Annotated in this window: 16 protein-coding genes and 1 pseudogene; 8 read left to right on the top strand and 9 right to left on the bottom strand. The window is 68.9% G+C overall.

What is annotated here, in order from left to right:
- The first annotated feature begins 9 nt into the window (after window positions 1-9).
- Complete coding sequence (locus THSYN_RS16450) at window positions 10-1698, top strand: ArnT family glycosyltransferase (RefSeq protein WP_100920093.1); 1689 nt, start codon at window positions 10-12, stop codon at window positions 1696-1698.
- A gap of 92 nt (window positions 1699-1790) precedes the next feature.
- On the opposite strand, the gene mutS is transcribed toward THSYN_RS16450, so the two are convergent.
- The 6 genes from mutS to THSYN_RS35380 all read right to left on the bottom strand — a co-directional run bounded on the left by mutS (window position 1791) and on the right by THSYN_RS35380 (window position 9272).
- Window positions 1791-4397, bottom strand: a complete 2607-nt coding sequence (gene mutS, locus THSYN_RS16445; protein ID WP_100920092.1) for a DNA mismatch repair protein MutS — start codon at window positions 4395-4397, stop codon at window positions 1791-1793.
- A 4-nt stretch (window positions 4398-4401) separates the two neighbouring features.
- Window positions 4402-4548, bottom strand: a complete 147-nt coding sequence (locus tag THSYN_RS35385; protein WP_216644555.1) for a hypothetical protein — start codon at window positions 4546-4548, stop codon at window positions 4402-4404.
- A 66-nt stretch (window positions 4549-4614) separates the two neighbouring features.
- Window positions 4615-7470 carry a valine--tRNA ligase gene (locus tag THSYN_RS16435; RefSeq protein ID WP_100920091.1) on the bottom strand — a complete coding sequence of 952 codons (2856 nt, stop codon included), beginning with the start codon at window positions 7468-7470 and terminating at the stop codon, window positions 4615-4617.
- Window positions 7471-7747: 277 nt separating this feature from the next.
- Window positions 7748-8413, bottom strand: coding sequence for an ABC transporter ATP-binding protein (locus tag THSYN_RS16430; RefSeq protein ID WP_100920090.1), 666 nt, complete (start codon window positions 8411-8413; stop codon window positions 7748-7750).
- Window positions 8410-9063, bottom strand: coding sequence for an FtsX-like permease family protein (locus THSYN_RS16425; RefSeq protein ID WP_216644554.1), 654 nt, complete (start codon window positions 9061-9063; stop codon window positions 8410-8412). The genes THSYN_RS16430 and THSYN_RS16425 overlap by 4 nt, the downstream gene beginning before the upstream one ends.
- Window positions 8955-9272: a hypothetical protein gene (locus tag THSYN_RS35380; RefSeq protein WP_216644553.1), complete on the bottom strand. Its 318-nt coding sequence runs from the start codon at window positions 9270-9272 to the stop codon at window positions 8955-8957. Before THSYN_RS35380 ends, THSYN_RS16425 begins: the two co-directional genes overlap by 109 nt.
- 299 nt (window positions 9273-9571) lie before the next feature.
- Between THSYN_RS35380 and THSYN_RS37010 the strand changes: the two are divergent.
- The 5 genes and pseudogenes from THSYN_RS37010 to THSYN_RS16400 all read left to right on the top strand — a co-directional run.
- A pseudogene (locus THSYN_RS37010) lies at window positions 9572-9691 on the top strand (XRE family transcriptional regulator); the annotation flags it as partial.
- A gap of 168 nt (window positions 9692-9859) precedes the next feature.
- Window positions 9860-10099, top strand: a complete 240-nt coding sequence (locus tag THSYN_RS16415) for a toll/interleukin-1 receptor domain-containing protein (RefSeq protein WP_100920088.1) — start codon at window positions 9860-9862, stop codon at window positions 10097-10099.
- A gap of 117 nt (window positions 10100-10216) precedes the next feature.
- Window positions 10217-10507, top strand: coding sequence for a hypothetical protein (locus THSYN_RS16410; protein ID WP_100920087.1), 291 nt, complete (start codon window positions 10217-10219; stop codon window positions 10505-10507).
- 278 nt (window positions 10508-10785) lie between these two features.
- Window positions 10786-12180, top strand: a complete 1395-nt coding sequence (locus THSYN_RS16405) for a toll/interleukin-1 receptor domain-containing protein (protein ID WP_100920086.1) — start codon at window positions 10786-10788, stop codon at window positions 12178-12180.
- Entirely contained in the window at window positions 12177-16658 is a 4482-nt protein-coding gene (locus THSYN_RS16400; RefSeq protein ID WP_100920085.1) for an AAA family ATPase, read from the top strand. The genes THSYN_RS16405 and THSYN_RS16400 overlap by 4 nt, the downstream gene beginning before the upstream one ends.
- A gap of 591 nt (window positions 16659-17249) precedes the next feature.
- On the opposite strand, the gene THSYN_RS16395 is transcribed toward THSYN_RS16400, so the two are convergent.
- The 3 genes from THSYN_RS16395 to pdxH all read right to left on the bottom strand — a co-directional run bounded on the left by THSYN_RS16395 (window position 17250) and on the right by pdxH (window position 19371).
- Window positions 17250-17633: a thiol-disulfide oxidoreductase DCC family protein gene (locus THSYN_RS16395; RefSeq protein WP_100922461.1), complete on the bottom strand. Its 384-nt coding sequence runs from the start codon at window positions 17631-17633 to the stop codon at window positions 17250-17252.
- A 142-nt stretch (window positions 17634-17775) separates the two neighbouring features.
- Entirely contained in the window at window positions 17776-18633 is an 858-nt protein-coding gene (locus THSYN_RS16390) for a hypothetical protein (RefSeq protein WP_100920084.1), read from the bottom strand.
- Window positions 18634-18726: 93 nt separating this feature from the next.
- The gene (gene pdxH / locus THSYN_RS16385; protein ID WP_100920083.1) at window positions 18727-19371 is read right to left on the bottom strand and encodes a pyridoxamine 5'-phosphate oxidase; all 645 of its coding nucleotides are present in this window, start codon (window positions 19369-19371) and stop codon (window positions 18727-18729) included.
- Window positions 19372-19674: 303 nt separating this feature from the next.
- Here pdxH and aceA point away from each other — a divergent pair, with 303 nt between their 5' ends.
- Entirely contained in the window at window positions 19675-20982 is a 1308-nt protein-coding gene (gene aceA, locus THSYN_RS16380; protein WP_100920082.1) for an isocitrate lyase, read from the top strand.
- Window positions 20983-21238: 256 nt separating this feature from the next.
- Window positions 21239-21484, top strand: a complete 246-nt coding sequence (locus THSYN_RS16375; RefSeq protein WP_100920081.1) for a phospholipase D-like domain-containing protein — start codon at window positions 21239-21241, stop codon at window positions 21482-21484.
- The last annotated feature ends 90 nt before the right edge of the window (window positions 21485-21574 follow it).

The following is a 21574-nucleotide window of genomic DNA, read 5'->3' as shown; positions in this document are numbered from 1 at the left end:
CACCGGCTGATGATGACGCAAGAGTCGCCCACGCCTGCCGCCGCGCTTGCCGGGCAGGGCCTTGATTGGTTGGTCCTGGGCTCGCTGCTGGTTGCCGCTGCAGTCCTGCAACTGCTGCTTTTCAATGGGTTTTTCGGCTCGGACGATCTGGTCTATCTGGACCGCTCGCTGCAGATCGCAAACGGCATCTGGAGCAGCGCTGACTACAACGGGGCCTTGCGCTATGGCTACAATATTCCGGCGGCGCTACCGCTGTGGCTGTTCGGTCCGAGCACGCTGGCGGCGACCCTGTGGCCCTTTGTCTGCTCGCTGGTGGAAGTCGCCGCCGTCTATGTTTTTCTGAATGCCTATCGCGGGCGCCGGGCTGCACTCTATGGGTCGCTGCTGCTGGCGAGCGCGCCGCTGCATCTCGCGTTGGCGACCCGCATCCATTCCGATTCGGTGCTCGCCTGCGCCCTGGTCTTGAGTTTTATGTTTTTTTTTGCGGCGGAGCGCAGTGGTCGCCGCCGCCTGTATTTGCTCGCCGGCGTCGCCATGGGGATGGTGTTTTGGGTGAAGGAATTGGCCGTGGTGGCGCTGCTGGTCTTCCTCACCTATCCGCTGGCGGCGCGCCGGGTGGACCGCAAGTGGCTGTGGACCATTGCGGGGGGGGCGCTCATGCTCGCGGCGCACCTGCTCTTGATGCAGGCTATTGCGGGCGATCCGCTGCACGCGTTTCGGGTCGTCCTGGGTCAGGTCGGGCGGGCCGTTAATGCGGATGGGGCGGCGTCGCAGTCACCCTGGTATTATTTCGGCTATCTCCTGTTCGATGTCAAGCACACCTTTCTGCTGGCCTGGCTGAGTCTCGCGGCCTTGGTTCAGCTGCTGCGGCGACGGCGCGGCACCGGCGGCACCGGTCGTAACTGCGCTGCCCCGACGCTGTCGGTGCCGGCCTATACCGCCTGGTGGCTGCTGGGTTTGCTGGCCGTGCTCTCCTTTTTGCCGGTATCACTCGATCCGTTCATATTGGTGCAGAAACAGTCGAACTATCTGAACCTGTTCCTGGCGCCCATGGCAATCCTCGGCGGTGCCTGGCTCGCGCAATTGTCACGCGCTGGTCTGCGTATCGGCCTCCTCAGCGCGGCGGTGGTCGGGGGCCTGGGGCTCGGGGTCATGGAGCAGGCCGCCTATCAGGTGTTCACCGCGAACAGCAAGGCGGCGGTGGAATTGGCGTTGGCGCATCCGCAGGCCCTGGTGGTCGGTTCGGTCAATAACGTCCGGATGGCCGGTGTGCGCTCGGTTCTCGATAGCGATCCGGGGCTGGCACAGCGGGTCCTGACCTTCGACCAGGCCGGGCGGCAGCCGCTGCCCGCCGCGGGCGAGGGTGCGCCGGCGCAGACCCTGGCGATCATCGACCGGGAGAACCAGTCCTGGGGCAACGGGGCGGTGGTGATCGATACCGTGCCGGCCTGCTGGACTAAGTTGCAGGACCTGAATCCGCGCGGAATGGGCCTGGGGGTGCGCCTCCTGCAGGGGGTGCGGGCCGGCGTCGCGTTGCTGCCCGGGGGCCTGGCGGGCAGGCTGGATCGGCCGCTGCGGCAGTTGGTGGAACCCGCGGTGGCGACGGTCTATCGTGTGAGCGGTGACTCGTTGTGGTGCGGTCAGGCCGGTCCGGGCGCGGCGGGGTCGGTGGATGGGGGAAGGGCCGGCGCGCGCTAGTGCCGGGGCGCCGATGTCGCCCGGCTAGTCAGTTGGTTGCGGGCGGCGGTCTGCGGGCGGCGGTCTGCGGGTGGCGGTCCGCACAGCGGACCCTACAGTAGTCCTTTCAACCGATACAGGGCGTCCAGCGCGGCCTTTGGGGTCAGTTCGTCCGGCTCGATGGCGCGCAGGGCCGCGCAGGCGGGGGGCTCCGGCGGCGGGTCAGGGGCGCGCTGGGGTTCGGGCAGGAACAGCGACAACTGCCGCGATCCCTGCTCCGCATGGCGGCGGGCGGCGTCTTCCAACTCCCGCAGGCGCCCGCGGGCGCGCGTGATGACCCCCGGCGGCACCCCGGCCAGGGCGGCGACCGCGAGCCCATAGCTCTGATTGGCCGGCCCCTCCAGCAGGGCGTGCAGAAAGACGATGCTCGCACCGTGCTCCACGGCGTCCAGGTGGACGTTGGCGATGCCCGGGTATTCGTCCGGCAGGGTGGTCAGCTCGAAATAGTGGGTGGCGAACAGGGTGTAGGCGCGGATGCGGGTGGCCAGTTCCACGCCGCAGGACCAGGCGAGCGAGAGTCCGTCGAAGGTGCTGGTGCCGCGGCCCACCTCGTCCATCAGCACCAGGCTCTGGGCCGTGGCGTTGTTCAGGATGTTGGCCGTCTCTTCCATCTCCACCATGAAGGTCGAGCGCCCCCCGGCCAGGTCATCGGCGGCGCCGATGCGCGAGAAGACCCGGTCGACCGGCCCCAGGGTGGCGGCGCGTGCCGGCACGAAGCTGCCGGCATAGGCGAGCAGCACGATCAGGGCGCACTGGCGCATATAGGTCGACTTGCCGCCCATGTTGGGACCGGTGATCACCAACATGCGCCGCCGTCCGTCCAGGCGCAGCCCATTGGGCACGAAGGGGCGGTCCAGGACCCGTTCCACGACCGGGTGGCGACCGTCGGTGATCTCGATGATGGCCTCGTCTGTGAGGCTGGGCCGGGACCAGTCCAGGGCCTGGGCCCGCAGCGCCAGATTGACCATGACATCGATCTGGGCGATGGCCGCGGCGCTGACTTGCAGCGCATCGATCGCGTCGCGCAGGGTGGCGAGCAGGGCCTCGTAGAGCGCCTTCTCCCGCGCCAGCGAACGCTCCCGGGCGCCCAGCACCTCGTCCTCGAAGCGTTTGAGTTCCGGGGTGATATAGCGCTCCGCGCCCTTGAGGGTCTGGCGGCGCACATAGTCCGGGGGGACCTGATCGGCGCGCGCCCGGCCCAATTCGATGTAATAGCCGTGGACGCGGTTGTAGCCGACCTTGAGCGTCGCAATCCCGGTGCGCTCGCGCTCGCGCAGTTCCAGGTCCAGCAGGAACTGGTCCGCGTTGGTGGAAAGCGCCCGCAGCTGGTCCAGGTCACTGTCATAGCCGGGGGCGATGACCCCGCCGTCGCGGATCAGGAGCGGCGGCTGGGGCAGGATGGCGCGATTGAGCAAGGCGACCAGGTCGGGGTGCTCGCCGAGCTGCGCGTGCAGGTCCGCCAGCAGCGGGTCGTCGATGGCGGCCAACAGGGTGCCCAGGTCCGGACAGAGGGCGAACGAATCGCGCAGGACCGCGAGGTCCCGCGGACGCGCCGTGCCCAGGGCGACCCGCGCGAGGATGCGCTCCAGGTCGCCGATGCCGGTCAGCAGGTCCCGCAGGGGCGCCCCCGCGGCCGCGTCGATCAGGGCCGCGAGTGCCTGATGACGGGCGCGCACCGCCGCCTGATCGCGCAAGGGTCGGGCCAGGCGGCGGCGCAGGAGCCGGCTGCCCATGGCGGTGGCGGTGTGGTCCAGCACCCCGGCCAGGGTGTGCTCGGCGCGGCCGGACAGGCTCTCGGTCAGCTCCAGGTTACGGCGGGTGGCGGCGTCCAGGATCACCGCCGCGTCCCGGCTCTCCGTGGTCAGGCCGCGCAGGTGGGGCAGGGCGGCGCGCTGAGTGTCGCGGACATACTGAAGGAGACAGCCAGCCGCCCCGACCGCCAGGCGCAGCCCGGCGCACCCGAACCCGGTCAGGTCACGGGTGCCGAACTGCTCGCACAACAGCCGCTCCCCGCTGTCCGCGTCCAGGTGCCAGGCGGGGCGGCGGGTCAGGCCCCGCTCCAGGCCGAGCGCCGCGGGGAGTTGGCTGTCCTCCGCCAACAGGACCTCGGCCGGGCGCAGGCGCGCCAGTTCACTCGCCAGGGCCTCCATCGACTCCAACTCCAGGACCGAGAAGCGCCCGCTCGACAACTCCAGGACGGCCAGACCGAAGCCCGGCGGCGCGCCGGCGGCGCTCTCTGCGATGGCGACCAGCAGGTTCTCCTGGCGTTCATCGAGCAGGGCATCGTCGGTCAGGGTCCCCGGGGTGACGATCCGCAGCACCCGCCGCTCCACCGGCCCCTTGGTCGTGGCCGGGTCCCCGATCTGCTCGCAGATGGCGACCGAGACCCCCTTGCGCACCAGCCGGGCCAGGTAGCCCTCGGCGGCGTGATAGGGAACCCCGGCCATCGGGATCGGCTGCCCGGCGGAGGTGCCCCGCTTGGTCAGCGTGATGTCCAGGAGCGCGGCGGCGCGCTCGGCATCCTCGAAAAACAACTCGTAGAAGTCGCCCATGCGGAAGAACAGCAGCATCCCTGGGTGCTGCGCCTTGAAGCCCAGGTATTGCTGTATGACTGGCGTGTGCTGCAACAAGTTATTTTCAGACCCGCAGGCGTGACTCATCTGGTCACAGCAACTTGACCAAGGCGGCGACCGCGGCCACCGCGCCCACCAGCATGGCCCCAAGCTTGATGATCAGGCGGTACTCGAACTCGCGGATCTCCGACTTGAGGGCCAGTTCCAGCGCCTGCAGGTCTGACTTGGTGGTGGTCATGGGGCGCTCCTGGTGGCTTCCCGCGAAACGCTAGCCCCGGTCCCGCACCGGGTCAAGCCTGTCACGTCAGAGCGCCGCAATCCGCTCCCGCTGCGTCCTGAGGTTCCCGATCGCTGTGGCGTGCTCGGCGAGTTTGTCGCGCTCCTTTTGCACCACCGTCGCCGGGGCCTTGTCGACGAAGGCGGGGTTGGTGAGCTTGGCCTGGGTCCGCGCCACGTCGTCGGCAAGGCGGCCGATCTCCTTGTCGAGGCGCTTGAGTTCGGCGTCCTTGTCGATCAGCCCCGCCATTGGGATCAGGACCTTCATGGCGCCGACCAGGGCGATGGCGGATTCCGGCGCCTGCGACTCGTCCTCGAGCACCGTGATGGACTCGGTACGGGCCAGGAAGTCGAGATAGGGGCGGGCGGCGGTCAGCCAGCGGCGGTCCTGCTCCGATGCATTGGCGATCAGCACCGGCAACGGCTTGCCCGGGGGGATGTTCATCTCGCCCTTGATGCGCCGCATCCCGAGGATGAACTGGCGCACCCAGTCGATCTCCGCCGTCACTTCGCGCTCGCCCGCGGGGTCCGCCGCGACGGCGGGCGCGGCGGGGTAGGGGGCGAGCATGATGGTTTCGCCCGCGACCCCGGCCAAGGGGGCGACCTTCTGCCAGATCTCCTCCGTGATGAAGGGCATGAGCGGGTGGATGAGGCGCAGCAGGGTCTCAAGCGTCGTGACCAGGGTGCGGCGGGTGCCGCGGCGGGCGGCGTCGCTCGCGCCCGCCCCGGTCAGGACCGGCTTGCACAGTTCCAGATACCAGTCGCAGAACTCGTTCCAGGTGAAGTCGTAGAGCGCCTGGGCGGCCAGGTCGAAGCGGTAAGCGTCCATGGCCTCGCGCACTGTATTGGTGGTGGCTGCCAGCCGCGCGGCGATCCAGCGGTCCGCAGGGGAGAATTCGAGCGGGTCCGACCCCAGACCGCAATCCTGACCTTCCGTGTTCATCAATACGTAGCGCGAGGCATTCCAGAGCTTGTTGCAGAAGTTGCGGTAGCCCTCGATGCGGCCCAGGTCGAACTTCACGTCGCGCCCGGTGGTGGCCAGCGCCGCGAAGGTAAAGCGCAGTGCATCGGTGCCGAAGCCGGGGATGCCGCCGGGGAAGTCGGCGCGGGTCTGGCGGGCGATCTTCTCGCGCAGGTGCGGCTGCATCATCCCCTGGGTGCGCTTCTCGACCAGGGCATCCAGCCCGATCCCGTCGATCAGATCGATGGGGTCCAGCACATTGCCCTTGGACTTGGACATCTTGTCGCCGTGGGCGTCGCGCACCAGGCCGTGGATATAGACATCCCGAAAGGGGACATCCCCCATGAATTTGAGCCCCATCATGATCATCCGGGCGACCCAGAAGAAGATGATGTCGAAGCCGGTGATCAGGACCGAGGTCGGGTAGAAGTCGCGCAGCCGCTCGGTGTCGTCCGGCCAGCCCAGGGTGCTGAAGGGCCAGAGTGCGGAGCTGAACCAGGTGTCCAGCACGTCCGGGTCCTGCTCCAGGGCGAGTTCCGGCGGGAGTTGGTGGGTCGCGCGCACCTCCTGTTCGTCGCGGCCGACATAGACGTTGCCTTCGGCGTCATACCAGGCGGGGATGCGGTGCCCCCACCAGATCTGGCGGCTGATGCACCAGTCCTGGATGTTGCGCATCCACTCGAAATAGGTGTTCTTCCAGTTGTCCGGGACGAAGCGGATGCGCCCGTCCTCCACCGCCGCGATGGCCGGCTCGGCGAGCGGGGCGATGCGCACATACCACTGATCGGTGAGATAGGGCTCGATCAGGGCCCCGGAGCGGTCGCCGCGGGGTTGCTGCAACTTGTGGTCCTTGACCAGGGCCAGGAGGCCCAGGGCCTCCAGGTCGACGACGATGCGCTTGCGCGCCGCGAAGCGGTCCAGGCCGACATAGGCGGCGGGGATCAGGTCGCCCTCCTCGGGCAGGTTGTCACGCACCGCCGCGTCCGGGCTGAAGATGTTGATCAGGCCGCCGTGGGGCTGGCCGGCGATGGCGAGCTCGTCGCGGTGGCGCTCCCAGACCGCGTAGTCGTTGAAGTCGTGGGCCGGGGTGATCTTGACGCAGCCGGTGCCGAACGCCGGGTCCGCGTAGTCGTCGGCGATGATGGGGATGCGCCGGCCGGTCAGCGGCAGTTCCACGAACTCGCCGATCAGGTGTTGGTAACGCTCGTCGTGCGGGTTCACGGCCACCGCGCAGTCGCCGAGCAGGGTCTCGGGGCGGGTGGTGGAGACCACCAGGTGGCCGGTCCCGTTGGTCAGCGGATAACGCATGTCCCACAGATACCCGGACTCCTCCTCTGAGAGCACCTCCAGGTCCGACACCGCCGTGTGCAGCACCGGGTCCCAGTTCACCAGGCGCTTGCGCCGGTAAATCAGACCCTCTTGGTGCAGGCGCACGAAGACCTCGCGCACGGCCGCCGAGAGACCCTCGTCCATGGTGAAGCGCTCATTGCCCCAGTCGAGCGAGGACCCGAGCCGCCGCAACTGGCCCGTGATGGCCCCGCCCGACTGCGCCTTCCACTCCCAGACCCGCGCGATGAAGGCGTCCCGGCCGAGATCATGCCGCGTCTTGCCCTGTGCCTCCAGTTGCCGCTCCACCACCATCTGAGTGGCGATGCCGGCATGGTCGGTGCCGGGCTGCCACAGGGTCCGGTCCCCGCACATCCGGCGGTAGCGGATCAGCGCATCCATCACCGTGTTGTTGAACCCGTGGCCCATGTGCAGACTGCCGGTCACATTGGGCGGCGGGATCATGATGCAATAGGTCCCGGCGCCGGTCCCGGCCCCGGCGCCCCCGGCCGGTCCCGGGGCGAACCAGCCGCGGCCCTCCCAGCGCTCGTACCAGGCCTGTTCCAGGGTTTGGGGGTCGTAGTTCTTGTCCAGCATGGCTTAAGAGAGGTCCGCGGGGGTCAGGGGGAGGATCGGGAAAGCCCCCAATTATACCGAAGCAGGGGAACCAAACCCTTAGTAACACGAAGCGCAGATCCCGACACCATTCGTGACCAACAGCGAGCGCGAAAAATAGACAGGATTAACAGGATTTCTCAGGATTTACAGGATGGTCTGTTGCTGAACGTCGCACTCTGTCGATCCTGCTAATCCTGTCCAATTTCTTGCTTCTGGCGCGCTCGCCCGACTTGCATCGCGGATTCGGTTCGCGCCGCTAGCCCTGAATTCGGCCGTCCTCGATGTGCACCACCCGGTCGGCCAGTTCACCGATGCGCGGGTCGTGGGTCACGATCACCACCGCCCGGCCCTGCGCATGGGCCAGGTCCCCGAGCAGGCGCACGACGGCGCGCCCGTTGACCGAGTCCAGGGCGGCGGTGGGCTCGTCGGCGAGCAGGATGGGCGGGTCGCCGGCCAGGGCGCGGGCGATGGCGACGCGCTGCTTCTCGCCGCCGGAAAGCTGGGCGGGGAAGTTGCGCCGCCGTCCGGCCAGGCCCACCAGGTCCAGGAGTGCGGACGCCTCACCCAGGTCCCGGCCTTTGAGTTCCAGTGCGACCTGCACGTTCTCCGCCGCGGTGAGGGCCGGGAACAGGTTGTAACTCTGGAAGATGAAGCCCATGCGCCGCAGGCGCAGCCGGGTCAGCGCCTGGGTGGAGAGCCCGGCGAGTGCCTGGCCCTCCACCCGGACGGAGCCCGCGGTGGGGTGCAGCAGACAGCCCAGGATCATCAGCAGCGTGGTCTTGCCGCTCCCGGATGGCCCCATCAGGGCCATGACCTGTCCGGCGGCGACCTGGAAGTCCACCCCGTCCAAGGCGCGCACGGCCGTGTCCCCGGTGCCGTAGACCATGGACAGACCGCGGGTTTCCAAGGCCGGCGAACTCATCGTTGGAAGACCATCGCCGGGTCGATGCTCATCGCCTTGCGGATGGAGACGACCGAGGCCAGAACGCACATCACGAGCGTCACGCCATAGAGCGCCACGGCCAACCCCGGCGGAACCAGGATCACGGCGGCGCCGGCCTCGCTGCCCCGGGCGAACAGCAGCGACAGGGCGATGCCGGGCAGTCCGCCCAGGGTTGCGCTGATCACCGCCTGCCCCATGATGACCTTATAGATGAAGGCGCGCGGTGCCCCCATGGCGCGCAGGGTGCCGAACTCCGGGAGGTGGTCGACGGTGGTGGCATAGAGCACCTGGGCGACGATCACCACGCCGACCAGGAGGCCGAGGACGGCGGAGACCAGCACCGAGGCCCCGGCGCCGGTGGTGAACATCCAGTAGTCGCGCGTGCGGGCGGCAAATGTTTCGCTGAGATAGACGTCGGTCCGCGGCAGGGTGCGGACCAGGTCGTCGCGTACCCGCTGCTGGTCCGCACCGGGGCGCAGCCGCCCGATGACATAGTTGGTCTGGTCCTCGGCGAAGCCGCTCAGACGCTGGGCATTGCGGGTGGAGGCGAAGACCCAGGGGGAGGTAGTGAAGGAGCGGATGCCCTGGGTGAACCCGACCACCAGCGCGCGCCGGTTGTTGATCTCCACGCGGGTGCCGATCCGGCTGACCCCGACTTGGCGACGATCCAGAAGTCCGCACGGGTGTGGCGGATGACATTGGTGGTGCTGTCGGAGAAGCCCAGGAAGAGCCCGATCTGCATGGCGATCAGCACCACCGCGAAGATGATCCCGATCAGGGTCACGGCAAAGCGGGAGCGGTCATGGGCGAGGTTGCGCCAGGCGAGCAGCCCGGCCATCCCCGCGCCTCAGTGCGAGGGTCCCGTCTTCACTCTAAGAAGAGAACTTGGGGACGGCTAACCAGTAAGTAAAATAATTTCATCAGGGACTGCCTGTAGCGTCGTTGTCGTTGTCGTAGTCGTAGTCGTAATCGATGTTGCGTTCCGGATTCTCTTGCACCCAACGTGCATCGCTTTTCCGATTACGACAACGACAACGACAACGACAATGTTCCCGGCTCAGCCTGGCGGCGGGATCGCGATATACGCATTCACCCGCAACCCCGCCGGTAGCGAGAGACCCGGCTCCAGGTCGGAGTCAGTCGCGAGCCGCCAAGCTGCTCGGCGTCACGCAACCGCGGGTCTGCGACCTCATGCGCGGCAAGATCAACCTGTTCGGCCTGGATTGCCTGGTCAACATCGCGTCGGCGGCCGGTTGACAGGTTGAAATGCGGGTGCTGGAGGCCGCGTATACGCCGTAGGAGCAGCCGCCAGGCCGCGACGTGCAGCCGCGAAGACCGCCGCCTGGAATGGTGACGAAGCACGGCACGGGACAGGGCCGCCGCGGGCGGGCATAATCGGCGGGCGATCCGACAAAGGAACCGGCCATGCCCAGCTTCGATTGCTTCCTCTCCCACAACAGCAAGGACAAGCCCGCCGTGCGGGCGCTCAAACTGGCCCTGGAAGGGCAGGGGGTGCGCTGCTGGCTGGACGAGGAGCAGTTGCGGCCCGGGCTGCCCTGGCAGACGCTGTTGGAGCAGGGGATCAAGAGCGCCGGCAGCGTCGCGGTCTGTGTCGCCGTGGACGGCATCGGACTGGACTCGTGCTCGTGCTCCGACACCGGCTGACGGCAACTCGCGAACCGCCTTGACCGGCGCCCTTCGCGTGGCTGGGATCGGGGCTATATCCAGTCTCTGGTCGTTGAAGTTCCTATCCGTATCCGTCCTTCTGCCGAGTATCGAGCCATGAAGACCACCGTCGATCTACCGGACGAACTGCTGCGTCAGGCCAATACTGAAGCGGCCCGGCGCGGCCTGCGTCTGGCCGACCTGCTGGCAGAGGCACTGCGCCGCTTGCTGCCCCCGGCGCAGCGGTTGGACTCCAAGCAAATGCAGCTTGAGCCGGGGGCGATGGCGGCGGACCTATCGGCGTTGATGGCGGATGGCGCGGGCATCATCGATTCGGGCGTCGATGACCTGGCCAGTCATCCGCGGCACCTGGAAGGGTTCGGTCGTGACGCGCTGGGCCATCGCTGATACCGGACCCTTGGTGGCCTTTCTTGATCGCCGCGAGCGGCATCATGCCTGGGCGGTCGAACATGCGGGTGATGGACGCCGCTTAGCGTCCTGGCCGCCGCGCTGTGTCTGTTTGCTACCCGTCGCGGCCTGGGGGCCGCTCCTACGCCGTAGGAGCGGCCCCCGGCCGCGACGGGCTGCCGCGAAGACCGCCGCCGGGAATGGTGACGAAGGGCGGCACGGGACAGGCCCGCCGCGGGCGGGCATAATCGGCGGATGATCCGACAAAGGAACCGGCCATGCCCAGCTTCGATTGCTTCCTCTCCCACAACAGCAAGGACAAGCCCGCCGTGCGGGCGCTCAAACTGGCCCTGGAGGGGCAGGGTGTGCGCTGCTGGCTGGACGAGGAGCAGTTGCGCCCAGGTCTGCCCTGGCAGAGCCTGTTGGAGCAGGGGATCAAGGGCGCCGCGAGCGTCGCGGTCTGTGTGGCCGCGGACGGTATCGGGCCTTGGGAGGACGAGGAGATGCGGGGGGCACTGACCTTGGCCGTGCGCGATGGCCGGCCGGTCATCCCGGTGGTCCTGCCGGGGGCGCCGGTGCAGCCGGAACTGCCGCTGTTCCTGGCTAACCGCACCTGGGTTGACCTGCGCGGCGGGCTCGATGGCGAGGACCTTGCGCGCCTGGTCTGGGGCATCACCGGCCGGCCCCCCGCGTCAGGGACCGGCGCCGCCCCGACGACCGCTCCCGCCGACGGCCTGGCGGCCGACCCGCCGCCGCTGCCCAGCGACAGCGTCTTCCTGGACGAGGTCTTCGAGCTTCTCTACAGCTACCCGACCCTGATCCTGCTCGCCCAGAAGGATCGGGAACTCAACGGCTCACTGGCGGCGCTGCACGAGCGGTCGAAGGAAGTTTGCGGCTCCGAACGGGCGCTGCGCCTGGCCCCGCCCCAGGGTCCGGAGGCCACCGAGGCCGAATTCTTCGCCACCCTGGGCCGGCGCGCCGGGATGCAGCCGCCGCCCCAGGATGCCGGCGCCTTCGAGTCCCGCCTGGAGGATCGGCTCGCCGCCGGTGAGCGGCTGTTCCTGCTGGTCAGCGGCCTGGACTCCTGCTCCGAGGCCGGTCGCTCGCGGCTCGCGGCCTGCCTGCGCGGACTCTCCGATTTCCACGGTGAGGCCCTGCGCGTCGTGCTCGTGGGCGGCGAGGGGCTCGCCGGGCTCAAATACGCCCAGGGCGACCTGTCCTTTCTGAGCCACGCCGAGCCCAGGCACTGGCCCGAGTGGAACACCGGCGATCTGATGGATCAGGCCCGGCACTGCACCCCGCCCCTGGACCTGTCCGCGGAGGACGCCCTGGCGATCCTGACGGCGAGCGGCGGACACCCGCGCCTGATCCTGGACGCCCTGCGGCTCCGGGCCAAGGGTCGGCCGCTGCCCGAGTGTACCCAGGCGCTTGAGCGCTCCAGCCAGATCGAGGCCCAGTTCAGCGCCATCGCCCAGGACCCGGACCAGCGCCGGGACCTCAAGGAGTGGCTGGCCCGGTCCGACCTGGGGGCCTTTCGGACCTGGATCGGCAACCCGGGGCTCCGCCGGCTCTACTGGCTGAACCTGCTGCGCGCCGAGGGCCCGGCGGGTCAGGAGCGGCTGGTCTGGCGCTGCCCGGCGGTGGTTGGGGCGGGGCTGCGGGTGCTCGCATGAGCCGGGCGGGGGGGCTTTGGCGGCGGCTGGGGCTTGGGTGGTGGGGGCTCTTGCTCTTGTGCCTGGCGCGCGGCCTGGCGGCTGGGGATTTTCTGCCGCTGGTGGCGGAGGGGGAGGTGATCGATGATCCGGAAGGGGTCATTGCTGGGATTATGCCGCAAGAGGTGGTCAGCGCGGTTGCCTTCAGCCCCGACGGGCGTCTGCTCGCCAGTGGTTCGGGTGACGTGGTTTACCTCTGGGACCCGGCCACGGGCGCGGCCGTGCGCACCCTGGAAGGGGACGGGTATTCGGTCACTGCGGTCGCCTTCAGCCCCGACGGACGGCTGCTGGCGAGCGCGTCCCGGGATCGCGTGCGCCTGTGGGACCCGGCCACCGGCGCGCTCGTGCGTGCCCTAGAGCGGTATCAGGAAACGGACGAAGCGATCACCTTCAGCCCCGACGGGCGCGTGCTCGCAGGCGCCTCGCGAGACGGCACCGTGCGCCTCTGGGACCCGGCCACGGGGGCGTGCCTCGGGCAGGACTGCACGGTGTATACCGAGCCCACGGAGGGACCTATAGGGTTTGACGTTCTTCGCGTCGTTTATGTCGAGGTCAAGGTCGCCTTCAGCCCCGACGGGGACCAGTTGGTAAGCGTGTCGGACGACGGCACCGTGTGGCTCTGGAGCCCGGCCACTGGGGCGCCTAAAGGCGCGGTGTGGCAGCGAGAGGTCACCGCGGTCGCCTTCAGCCCCGATGGGCGCCTCCTCGCGAGCACCTCCGCGGGTACGAGCGTCCGCCAGTGGGAACTGACCACGGGCCCGACAGTAAGAAATCTCGCGGGAGATAACGCGCCGGTCGGTGCTATCGCCTTCAGCCCCGATGGGCGCCTGCTCGCTGGCGCCTCGCGCGACAACACCGTGCGCCTGTGGGACCCGGCCACGGGCGCAGCAGTGCGCACCCTGGAGGGGCACGGGAGTTCGGTCACCGTGGTGGCCTTCAGCCCCGACGGGCGCCTGATCGCCAGCGCCTCGAGGGATATGGTGAGCCTGTGGGACCCGGCCACGGGGGCGGTGGTGCGCACCCTGGAGGGGCACGGGGATTGGGTCAACGCGGTCGCCTTCAGCCCCGATGGGCGCTTGCTTGCCAGCGCCTCGGGAGTCAATCCGGTGTGCCTGTGGGATCCGGCCACCGCGGCGGTCGTGCGCACCCTGGAGGGGCACGGGGATTGGGTCACCGGGGTCGCGTTCAGCCCCGACGGACGGCTACTCGCTAGTAGTGCCTCGTATGACAACGCTGTGCGCCTGTGGGACTCGGCCACGGGGGCGGCCGTGCGCAGCCTGGAGGGGCACGGGAATCAGGTCACCGCGGTCGCCTTCAGTCCCGACGGACGCCGGCTCGCCAGCGCCTCGGAGGATAACACGGTGCGCCTGTGGGACCCGGCCACGGGGGTGGCGGTGCGCACCCTGGAGGGTCACGGGGATGTGGTCAACGCGGTCGCCTTCAGCCCCGACGGACGCCGACTCGCCAGCGCCTCGGATGACAACACGGTGCGCCTGTGGGACCCGGCTACGGGGGGGGCCGTGCGCATCCTGGAGGGCTCCCCATATTATGGTGACCCGCATCTGCGGGAACGGGGGAAGGACGAGGTTAAAGCGATCGCTTTCAGCCCCCACGGGCGTCTGCTCGCCAGCGCCTCGTGGGACGAGACGGTGCGTCTATGGGACCCTGCCACCGGGGCGGTGGTGCGCACCCTGAAGAAGCAAGGGGAGATGGTCGCCTTCAGCCCTGACGGGCGCCTACTCGCCAGCGCCTCGGACAACACGGTGCGCCTCTGGGACCTGGCCACGGGGGCGGCGGTGCGCACCCTGGAGGGGCACGGGGATTGGGTCGCCTTCAGCCCCGACGGGCGCCTGCTCGCCAGCACCTCGGGCGACAAGACGGTGCGCCTGTGGGACCCGAAATCGGGAGTCTGCAATGCGATCCTGGCCAGCGGTCGCGATGGGGCATGGGTCGCCTGCCGACCCGCCGAGGGGCGCTGTTGGCGGCATGACAACGGCTCGCTGTTGGTTCGCAAGGGGGCCAACGGTCTCCTGACCCCGGTGCCCCCGCCAGCCGGCGCCGAGCCCGCCCGCCTGGAGTTCTACGCACTCGAAAGGGGAAGGCCCGTTTCGGACCTAGCCACCGGCGACGGCCGCTCCACCGAGGTCAGCGTCCGCATCGTCAACCAGGGCTCGGTCCCTGCCTATTGGCTGCGCATCCGCCAAGCGCGCGACCTGGGCGACCCCTTGCTCTATATTCCGCCGCCGGTCCATCCGCGTCTCGACCCCGGTCAGTCGGTCGACCTCACCGGCCAGGTCTCCTATCTCGCCGCCTGGACCGACCCGCAAGCCCACACGGGCCGGCTGCGGCTCCAACTGGACCACGCCCACGGGACCGCGGGAGCCGTCGAAGTCCCGATACGCGCCACGGCCCCGGGGATCGTCGTCGCGGCGGAGCCCGAACTGGTCCCGGGAGACGCCCCGGCCGTCTCGGTGAGGCTGCGCAACGGCGGCGGTCAGGACCTGGAGCAGGCGGAGGTGCGCGCCCATCTGACCGGCCTCGCCGCGGACCTCCCGCGTCAGAGCCAGCCCCTGGTCAAGGCGGGCGCCGATCTACCGCTCTCCTTCGCGCTGCCCAAGGGCGCCCGGGTGGACAAGGACAGCCGCCTGACCCTGGTCGTCGATGAGCGCTCCTATCCGCCCCACGACTGGACCTTCGCCGACCGGCCGATCCGCCTGCCCACCCCGCCCTGGCAGCTCTATGCCGGACTCGCCGCGCTGGTCCTGACCCTGTCCGCGCTGCTCTGGTCGCTGCGCCAATACACCCACCCGCTGACCCGCCGGTTGGCCGCGGACCCGGCCGCCCTGGCCGGGCTCGGGCTCGGTCAGTTGGAGCGGGCGCGCACCCTGCTGCGGCGCACCCGCCGGCTCGGCGCTGTGCTCGCGGCCGGCGGGGTGCAGGGGCGCTGGCTGGACCGGGCGATCCGGTTCCGCGGCGAGTCGCCGGAGGGGCAGGTACGCTGGCTGGCCGAGCGGCTGGGGGCGGGCTGGCAACGGCTCGAAGGGCTGGGGGACGGTGGGGCCATGGAGCACTTCGAGTTGACGCTCGGGGACGGCTTTCCGCTGAACCTGAACGCCTGCCGGGTGGCCTTCCCGCCCGCGGACTGGCCGGCGCAGGACGTGCTGACGCTGCTGGGCACCGGCGGCGACCGGCCCTGTCTGGTGCTCGGGCGCGACCCCGACCAGTGCGCGGATCTCAGCCGCCGCTGCCGCTCCCCCGAGACCTGGTGGGTGGCGCCGCAGGACGGCGAACTCTCCGCCCTGCTGCTGGCCGCGGAGCCGGTGGACACCTTCGCCCGCCTGATCGCACGCTATGTGAAGGTAGCGCGCATCTCGCCGTACCAGACGAGCCTCGGCGTGCGTAAGGAGTCCGGCTTCTTCGGCCGTACCCGCATCCTGTCGGACATCCTCAACCGCGGGGACCTGGCCAATTATCTGTTGGTGGGCGGGCGCCAGCTCGGCAAGTCGAGCCTGCTGCTGGCCCTGCAACGCCGCTTTGATGGGCGCAAGGGCGTCGACTGCCGCTATCTGTCCGTGGGCCAGGCAAGCATGGAGTCCCGGCTCGCCGCCGCCCTGGGGCTGCCGATGGCGACACCCCTGCAGGACCTGCTGCGGCAGTTGGCGCAGGTACCGCCCGGCACCCGGCGGGTGCTGCTGCTGGACGAGGCGGACGCCTTCGTGGCCGCGGACGCCGCCCGCGGCTATGCCTGTCTGAACGGCTTCCGGTCACTGAGCGACGAGGGCCGCTGCCACTTCATCCTGGCCGGGTTCTGGAGCCTGTACCGCTCCGCCAGCTTCGACTATCAGTCGCCGATCAAGAACTTCGCCGAGACCATCCAGATCGGTGCACTGGAGCCGGAGGCGTGCCGGGACCTGGTGACCAAGCCGATGGCGGCCCTGGGGCTGACCTATGCCGACACGGGGATGGTGGAGCGCATCCTGGAGCGGACCGGCGGGCGGGCCAACCTGATCGCCATCCTGTGCGACCAGATGCTCCAGGGGCTCGGGCTCGCGCAGCGGGTGCTCGATGACTCGGACCTGGAACGTGCCCTGACCAGCGGGTCGCTGCGCAGCGCGCTGGAGGGCTGGGGGGAACTGACCGCGGACCCGGCGGCGGCACGGCTGGACCGGGTGATCGTCTATGGGCTGATCGGGCGGGAGCGGTTCCGGCTGGCGGACGTGCTGGACCTGCTGGGCGGGCTCCAGGTGGCGCCGGAGTCGATCAAGGAGTCACTGACCCGGCTGGAACTCGCCTTCCTGGTGGGGCGCGAGGGGGACGGCTATCGCTGGCAGGTCCCCCTGTGGCGGGACCTGGTGCTGGCGCAGGAGCCGGCGCGGATGCTCGGGCAGGAGCTCGACCAAGGGCGCGCCCACCGGCAGGCGGGCCCGCCGGGGGCCTGACCCCCGGTCCACTTCCAGTCCGGCCAGGCCTGGGAGCGCCGCACCCCAGTGCGGCGCGATCTCGCAGAAAACCCCGCCGGTGTGGGTTCGCCGGAGGCCGCGCCGCACTGGGGTGCGGCGCTCCCAGTAGCCGTGCGGCTTAACTTAATGGCAGTGAGGGCAAGGCCCTGGGACGGGGCCCAGCCCTGAAAGGGCCTGACATCAGGGTCTGTGCCGTTATGTCACGCCCTTTCAGGGCTGGCCCGAATAGACGACGCTCTCCCAGGGCGTTGCCCTGGGCTGGTATGTCTGACCCCGTTGGGGTCGGACCGCGCAAGCCGTCGCGGTCTCGTCGCGGCTGAACGAAGAAAGAGTAGTTCTCTCACAAAGACACAAAGACACAAAGATCAGAAAGAACGTCAAAGCGATATGTCGGTCGATGAAGTCACCTGGGCGGCGATCGGCCCAACACCTCCAATGATCTGTTTTTCTTTGTGTCTTTGTGTCTTTGTGAGAGCAATTCCCCGATTGACCGTGAAAGTCCGGAGGGGACCTCGCGGGGCAACGCCTCTGCGCCTCTGCGTGAGAACTGCTCCGGATGAGCGGGCGCCCTCAACCGACCCCGCAGACGCCCGCCTTGCACCGGCTGCGAAAACGCCGGGCGGCGAAGTGACTGTAGGCCCAGTCCAGGGGGCGCAGCAGCCCCAGGCCGGTCACGACCCGGGCCAGGTGCCGATAGTAGGGGAGCCGCCGCCAGATCGCGACGAATCCGGCCACGCCGCTGATCAAGCGGCCATCGACATCGATGACATGCAGCCGGGCCATGGCCTGTCGGGTGTCGAGTCCGACCTGACGCAGGCGCTCCGGCGCGGCCAGCAGGTCCACCCACTCGAGCGCGCCGTCCCGGTCGAGTCGGCGGTAATGGGCGATCTCGCGTCGGCACAGGGGGCAGCCGCCATCGTAGAAGAGGACCGGTCGCGGTGGTGTCTTGATCATTTTGGGTTGGTCGTCCTGGTTGGCGACAGCGCCATCGTGCGCCGCGGCCTGGCGGCAGGCGACCGGGCCCCGCATGGCAGGGATCGATCGCGCGCCTTTGAAGTACACAACATCAGTCCTAGCCGCCGCAGTTCAACCTGACCTACTCCCTCCGGCGCCGCTGCCCGGCGCTCGACGCCGGCCGCCGCCGCACGGCCAGCGCCGCGAGGCCGAGCGCGAGGAGCGCGAGCGGGGGCGGGGCGGGCACGGCCAGGGGCGTGCCGGAGAGCACCCGCAGATTGGAGAAGACCGCGTGCGCCGTGCCGCTCTGCCAGGGTGTGCCCAAGGACCCGTCGCTGCGCAGGAAGAACGAGACCAGGAGGTTGCCGCCGTCCCAGTTGTTCTGGATGCCGGTGAAGGTGCCGGTGCCCGTGGGATTGGACACACCCTGGGTGCGGGACGCGCCCAAGGTCACGTTGCCGCTCGTTGCCTGGTAGCTTACGAACATGCTGCCGCTGGCAGAAGCCAGTACCGGAAGCGCCAGCGGGGTCTGGTTGACGTCGTCGACCCGCGCGGCGGCGCCGAAGATCCCCAGGGCATTGCCGTTATTGAACAGGAGCGCCGCCCCGGCTGAGTCGGTCCCGTCGCTGTCCTCCCCGATGCCGAAGCCGAGCCCCAGATACCCGACCGGACTGTTGCCGAAGGTGATGGCGAAATCGATCGCCAAGGCAAAGTCGGCGCCGGGGCTGAAGGCATAGCCCAGGCTGGAGACGCCGGGGGTCTTGCCGTCGACGCTCTGGTAGCCGATATCGGTCCCGCCGGGGACTGGTCCGCCGTCGGCACTCAGGGTCACCTCGGTCGCGGTCGCAAGGCCGGTGAAACTCACGTGTGGCGGGTCCTGCACCTGGGTCCAGGTCTGGAAGTCGGTGAGACCGGCCCGGGCCGCCCCCGGCATCAGGCCCAGGGCGCCGAGCGCAAGGAGTGACAGGGCGCCGGTGCGCCAGGGGTGGTTCAAACGCATCGTGCTGTCTCCCGGTGCTGGTGATCGCGATCGGCTTCTACTGGCCCCGGATTCTCCCGGAGTCCGCGCGCTCGGGCAAGCCGCGGGGTGCGCTCAGGGCGCCAGGCGCTCCACCGTCCAGTCCGCGCCCGCGGCACGCCGGTAGCGGAAGCGGTCGTGCAGCCGGCAGTCGCGCCCCTGCCAGAACTCGATCTCGGTGGGCTCCACCCGGTAGCCGCCCCAGAAGTCCGGCAGCGGGATCTCCCCCTCGGCAAAGCGCCGCTGCATCGCCGCCACCTCCAGCTCCAGCAGGGAGCGCGAGCTGATGACCCGGCTCTGGGGCGAGGCCCAGGCCCCGATCTGGCTGCCGCGCGGGCGGGTGGCGAAGTAACGCAGCGAATCCGTGGTGGAGATGCGCCGGGCGCTGCCGGTGATGTGCACCTGACGGGCCAGGGCGACCCAGGGGAACAGCAGGGCGACCCGCGGGTTGGTCCCGATCTGGTGCGACTTGCGGCTGTCGTAGTTGGTGAAGAAGACGAAGCCCGCCCGGTCGTAGAGCTTGAGCAGCACGGTGCGCAGGTAGGGCTGGCCGTCGGCATCGACCGTCGCCAGGCTCATGGCGTTGGGCTCCGGCAGGTCCTGGGCGATGGCGTCTTCGTACCAGTGCTGGAACTGGAGCACCGGGTCCGGGTTCAGGTCCGCCTCGCCCAGCCCCTGGGCCATGGCGGCGGTGCGGAAGGCTTCCGGGTTCACATTCATCGCTGGGGTTCCTGTGGCTGGGGGCGGGGAGTCGCGGGGGCTCCCGGGCGGTCGACGACGGTGCCGCCGTGGTGTTCAGCCGCTAATCATCGACGCTCGCACCGACCCTTGGCAACACCAATACTGACTATTAGTAGAATTGGTTCGTCAAATCCGCTCCAGCCCGGTAATTTGCGTGATTAAGACCGACATATTTGGTCGGTAAATAAGAACAAGGCCCGCGCGAACAGGCAGCGGGACCCGCCGGGGGCGAGGCGAGGCAGGCAGTTTCCGGTTTTTCCACCACTTCAAGAGAGTTACCACATGACCCGCGACGAACAAATCAAGGCTCTGGAAATGGACTGGGCAGAGAACCCGCGTTGGACGGATGTGAAGCGCGGCTACAAGGCCGCCGACGTGGTGCGTCTGCGCGGCAGTGTTCAACCCGAGCACACGCTCGCCCAGCGCGGTGCGGAGCGGTTGTGGGAACTGGTACGCGGCGGCTCCAAGAAGGGCTATGTCAACTGCATGGGCGCCATCACCGCCGGTCAGGCCATGCAGCAGGCCAAGGCCGGGATCGAGGCCATCTATCTCTCCGGCTGGCAGGTGGCCGCCGACGGCAACACCTCCGAGACCATGTACCCTGACCAGTCGCTCTATGCCTATGACTCGGTCCCGACCATGGTGCGTCGCATCAACAACACCTTCAAGCGGGCCGACGAGATCCAGTGGTCGCGCGGCATCGGCCCCGGCGACAAGGATTTCATCGATTACTTCCTGCCCATCGTGGCGGATGCCGAGGCCGGTTTCGGCGGCGTGCTCAACGCCTTCGAGTTGATGAAGAACATGATCGTCGCCGGCGCCGCCGGGGTCCACTTCGAGGACCAGCTCGCCGCCGTCAAGAAGTGCGGCCACATGGGCGGCAAGGTCCTGGTGCCCACCCGCGAGGCGGTCGAGAAGCTGATCGCCGCGCGCCTGGCCTCCGATGTCATGGGCGTGCCCACGCTGCTCCTGGCCCGCACCGACGCCAAGGCCGCCAACCTCCTGACCAACGATGTCGACCCCAACGACAAGCCCTTCCTCACCGGCGCCCGCTCCGACGAGGGCTTCTATGTGGTGCGCAACGGCGGTGAGCAGGCGATCAGCCGCGGCCTGGCCTATGCCCCCTATGCTGATCTGGTGTGGTGCGAGACCGAGACCCCGGACCTGGGCTTTGCCAAGGAGTTCGCCGACGAGCTGCTCAAGGCCAATCCCAACAAGCTCCTGGCCTATAACTGCTCGCCCTCCTTCAACTGGAAGAAGAACCTGAACGACAAGGACATCGCGAGCTTCCAGGAAGGGCTGGCCGATCTGGGTTACAAGTACCAGTTCATCACCCTGGCCGGTATCCACAACATGTGGTACAACATGTTCGACCTGGCCTATGACTATGCCCGCGGCCAGGGCATGAAGCACTACGTCGAGAAGGTTCAGGAACGCGAGTTTGAAGCCCGCGAGCGCGGCTACACCTTCGTCTCCCATCAACAGGAGGTCGGTGTCGGCTATTTCGACGACGTGACCACCGTCATCCAGGGCGGTCACTCCTCGGTCACCGCGCTTACCGGGTCGACTGAAGAAGAGCAATTCCACTGATCTGATCGGTGCCGGCCAGGGAAGGCCGGGGAATTCAAAGCGGGACTGGGCCTTTGCCCGGTCCCGCTTTTTTGTGCGCGACCGGCGGCAGGACGGGCCCTGGGCACCGCGGCCTCGATCGTCGTTGCGCCCGCGGCCGACGATCGGGGTAGGGTGCGCCGTGCGCACCTTGCGCACCTTGCGCAGCGACGCAATGGCTGGGCGTCGGCGGGCGAGGGCGGAGCAGTGGACCCGGGGGCGATCCGCGCCGCTCTGCGTGTGCGGCCCCGGTCATGACGAAGACCTGGCCCGCGACATAGCCGAGATCGAGGACGCCCTGATCAAGGACCGGCTCAATGCGCTTGCCTGGCTCGCCGCCCCCGGCCTGCTGGAGGTCAAGCTGGCGCTTCGTGCGCCCGGGCAGCAGCCGCCTGGGGTCCGGTCCCAAGCCCGTTCTGGCCATGGTGCCGGCGGATGCCTGAGTGGTCCGCACAGCGGACCCTACGGGCGCGGCGCCGCGTAGGGTCCGCTGTGCGGACCATCGCCCTCGCCGTCAACGCAGCGTCCGGCACCATGATCACAAGGCATCGACGAACCCGAGATTCAACCATGG

Source organism: Candidatus Thiodictyon syntrophicum, from assembly GCF_002813775.1.
Taxonomy (GTDB): Bacteria; Pseudomonadota; Gammaproteobacteria; order Chromatiales; family Chromatiaceae; genus Thiodictyon; species Thiodictyon syntrophicum.
The sequence above is the reverse complement of the archived record's forward strand: the minus strand, read 5'-3'. Positions and strand labels throughout refer to the sequence as shown.